Annotated in this window: 4 protein-coding genes; all 4 read right to left on the bottom strand. The window is 49.9% G+C overall.

What is annotated here, in order from left to right; translation table 11 throughout:
• Positions 1-1,467, bottom strand: a 1,467-nt coding sequence (locus STRDD11_RS11525; protein ID WP_128837494.1) for an ABC transporter permease/substrate-binding protein, incomplete at its 3' end; no start/stop codon positions are given.
• Positions 1,464-1,916, bottom strand: a complete 453-nt coding sequence (locus STRDD11_RS11530; protein ID WP_128837416.1) for a MarR family winged helix-turn-helix transcriptional regulator — start codon at positions 1,914-1,916, stop codon at positions 1,464-1,466. The genes STRDD11_RS11530 and STRDD11_RS11525, both read right to left, overlap by 4 nt.
• A 258-nt stretch (positions 1,917-2,174) precedes the next feature.
• Positions 2,175-2,516, bottom strand: coding sequence for a TfoX/Sxy family protein (locus STRDD11_RS11535; RefSeq protein WP_128837417.1), 342 nt, complete (start codon positions 2,514-2,516; stop codon positions 2,175-2,177).
• A gap of 11 nt (positions 2,517-2,527) precedes the next feature.
• Positions 2,528-2,865: uracil-DNA glycosylase family protein (locus STRDD11_RS11540; protein ID WP_206512713.1), on the bottom strand; the 338-nt coding region annotated here is incomplete at its 5' end.

Raw genomic sequence — 2,865 nt, forward strand, 5'->3', positions numbered from 1 at the left:
TGTCTCCACCTTGTGGTTAAGCTCAGCCATTTTGCTGTCATCTAAAATGCCGTCCAGCTTAGCCAGCGCTTCTTTCAGCTGCGGATATTTTTCCAGCGTCTCCTCCCGCACGACGGTCCCTGCCCGATAGGAAGGGTACATCTTCTTATCATCCTCTAAGACGACTAGGCCAGAACGATAGAGCTGACCGTCCGTAGTGAAAATATCCATCACATCCACTTGACCGGACTGGATAGCCTGATACTTGAGCCCGCTGTCCATATCCACCTGCGACTTGAACTTCATGCCGTAAGTCTGCTCCAGCTTGGCAAATCCATCCTCGCGGCCGAAAAAGTCATACTCGGCTCCAAAAGTGAGATTAGGTCCCGCCTTGGCCAAATCGCTGTAGGTTTTGAGATTGTACTGCTCTGCTATTTCCTTGCGCACTGCCAGGCCATAGGTATTATTAAAACCAAAGGAAGAGGCCCAGACCAGACTGTAATCTTGCTGATAGATCTGACTCAGCTCTTGGAACTGACTTTCATCATAGGAGCCTTCCTTTTTAAGGATGACCTCCCAAATCGTGCCCGTGTACTCAGCATAGATGTCAAAATCTCCCTTGACCATGGCTGGGTGGATATTGGACGTTCCGCCGCCCACGCCCTTGGTCATCTCCGCCTTAAGGTCCGTGTACTCCTCGATGACCTGCTTTTGCATTTCACCCAAAATATAGTTCTCAGTCTGCGGTTTCGTGGCAATCTTGATGGTTCCCTGTCCTTGAGCCATTTGGGAAATAGCCAGCGCTCCTGCTGCCAGCAGCAAGAAAACAGCTAACCCCAGCCCCCACTTTTTCAACACTGTTCGATGCGCAGCGGCTGAACGCTCCATGAAAGCAAGGAGAAAGTCAAAAAACAGGGCCAAGAGGGCGACTAGAAGGCTGCCGGCCAGCGTCAGAGCTTGGCTGTTGGTCGTAATCCCGCGGTAAATGGCCACCCCAAGACCGCCCGCCCCGACAAAGGAAGCAATCCCAGCCAGGGCGATGGTCATAGTGACCATATTGCGAAAACCCGACATCATGACTGGAAAGGCCAGCGGCAGCTGAATCCTGGTCAGAATCTGCCGGCGAGTCGAGCCCATCCCTTCTGCTGCTTCGACCAGAAGGGGCTCAACACCGGTAATCCCAGTATAGGTCGCTCGAACCATAGGAAGCAAGGCATAAAGAGTCAGGGCGATGATGGCTGTTTTATTGCCAATGCCCGTAATGGAAATCAAAATCCCCAGCAGGGCAATGGAGGGCACTGTATAGAGGACATTGACCAGACCAATGACCAGAGATGCCCAGCTCCGCCTGAAGCTAATCAAAATCCCCAGACCAACCCCCAGAATAAGGGCCAAAAGAATGGCCAAACCCGAAATCCAGATATGATCCCAGACCAGCCCCAGCAAGAAATCCCGCTGCCTGCTGATCAGATTTAAAAATTCACTCATATTTCGTCCTTTCCTGCTTGTGCTATATTACCCAGAATCCTTTCCAGATAGCCCTCAAAATCGGCAATCTCCTGTCCGGAAAAGCCCTGATAGAAAATCGCTGTCATTTCCTGTGAAATCTGCTGGTATTCTTCCCGCAGTCCCTTGGCGTGGTCCGTCAGACAGATGACTTTCTTGCGCCGGTCACTCTCATGCGGACAGCGCTCCACCAGCTTCATAGCCATCATGCGCTCCAGCATTTTGGTCAGCGTATTGAGGGTCAGGCCGGTCATGTCCGCCAGCTCAGTCTGGCTCTGCCAATCCTGCTGCCAGAGAGCGTGCAGAATACGTCCCTGCTCGCTGTTAAAATCCAGCATCTGCCGCTTTGACAGAATATGATTCATTAAGCGGTTTGATAAACGGTGAATCTTTCCAATGTAAAAGCCGGCATTGTCTATTTTTCTGTCCATGTTACCTTCCTGTTCCAAATGTAGGATATAAAATTATTTTTCTAATATTCTACGATATAGAAGTTTATTTGTCAAAGATTTCGTTTATTCTCTTCGAAAATCTCTTCAAACCACGTCAGCTAAATTAGTGCAGGAGTTAGAGAGATTTCTCGCGACAGGATGAGCAGCTCTCTGCCATTCTGTCTGCTCCTGCCTCGTTTACTGATGATGTTCATTGGGTATGCATCATCATATCATTTTTCATATTAAAATCCAGCCTCAGGGAAGACTGGATTGCTGCTTATTTTTTCTTTTAACTTTCGGAGCGGGCAGCTCCTTAAACATAGCCTTGAACAGGCCTGTCAGATAGTCCTTGCTGTCCACATGGTCCACCAGCAGCATCTCTTTAGCTCCCGGATAGGGCAGCTCCAGCTCGGCTTGGGGCATAAAGTCCCGCGCTGCCTTGACTGGCTTTACCAAGAGACGGTCATCATAGATACCGCCCACTATTTTTTCCTTGTAGTAAAGGATGTACTCGCCCATCATAGCTCTGTAGCGAATCTCCTCCAAGTCTGCCAGCTGCCCAAGGATGAAGGTCAGATAGTCCTTGCTGGATGCCATTGCTTTCTCCTTTATTTTTTAAGTATCTTTTGCACGCGCTCCTGCAAATCCGGTATCACTTGCTCGGTAAACCAAGGATTCTTGGCCATCCAGATTTGATTGCGGGGTGAAGGGTGGACCAGCGGGAAAAAGTCTGGCAGGTAGTGCTCATAGTTGCGCACCGTGTCCGTCAGCTTGACGCTGCCTTTTTGATGCAGGTAGTATTTCTGAGCATACTGGCCGATGAGAATGGTCAGCTGGATGTCCGGCAGCAGCTCTAAAATCGGCTGATGCCACTTTTCCGCAAATCCCTTGCGCGGCGGCAGATCACCGGATTTTCCATGACCAGGAAAGTAAAAGTCCATGGGAA

The sequence above is a fragment of the Streptococcus sp. DD11 genome (genome assembly GCF_001578865.1).
GTDB classification, from domain to species: domain Bacteria; phylum Bacillota; class Bacilli; order Lactobacillales; family Streptococcaceae; genus Streptococcus; species Streptococcus panodentis.

Bases quoted from the DNA above. Each gene is read 5' to 3' on its own strand.
- STRDD11_RS11535 (WP_128837417.1), bottom strand. From the start codon at position 2,516: ATGGCATCCAGCAAGGACTATCTGACCTTCATCCTTGGGCAGCTGGCA.
- STRDD11_RS11530 (WP_128837416.1), bottom strand. From the start codon at position 1,916: ATGGACAGAAAAATAGACAATGCCGGCTTTTACATTGGAAAGATTCAC.